The organism is Amphritea sp., assembly GCF_050300915.1.
GTDB lineage: Bacteria > Pseudomonadota > Gammaproteobacteria > Pseudomonadales > Balneatricaceae > Amphritea.
Genome location: NZ_JBNKYN010000212.1, coordinates 1 through 579 on the forward strand (window position 1 = coordinate 1; position 579 = coordinate 579).

A 579-nucleotide genomic window follows, 5' to 3' on the forward strand; every position below is an offset into this window, starting at 1 on the left:
GCCCTCCTATTTTCTGGTGTAGCTTGCAAACCAGAAAACACATTCTGAAACTAAAATTGTGTAAAGACGATGACCCATAAACATCGGCCATATAAATGGTCTGACATCTTGTATAAGCATATCAATACAGTCAAAATAGAAATCAACAGTAGTGTATAGCTTGATGACTATTCACCCACTGAATATTTCGACCTTTCGAGCAAATAGCATGTCCAAAACTAGCAATCTTGATATATAGCTTATGGCAAGTGATCTTAACCTCCATCAATAGCATAACCAAAGTAAACTTTAAAATATAAGTAGCACTCATGATTTCTTGGGTCGGAAACAACCCTGTATGATATAAAGACCCGTGAGACATCCAAGGATCAAAATAAGGCCATGACGGGTAACTGAACATACATGAAGGTGGATTCCACAATATAGGCATGAATGTTGTTGATGCAGAATACAGATCTAATGAAGACCAATTGTGTTGATGATCTGGTGAAAACCTTTGATTTGGCAAATGACCTTTTGCTACTCCCCTTCTCTTGGTCTCTTTTGCACCTTTCATCTCATTGTCCTTCTTGCCAGATC

At 38.0% G+C, this 579-nt stretch carries 1 protein-coding gene; it reads right to left on the minus strand.

Features of this window, described 5'->3' with window-relative positions; translation table 11 throughout:
* Positions 1-142 precede the first annotated feature (142 nt).
* Positions 143-579: hypothetical protein (locus tag ACQY8X_RS21115; RefSeq protein WP_428037093.1), on the minus strand; the 437-nt coding region annotated here is incomplete at its 5' end.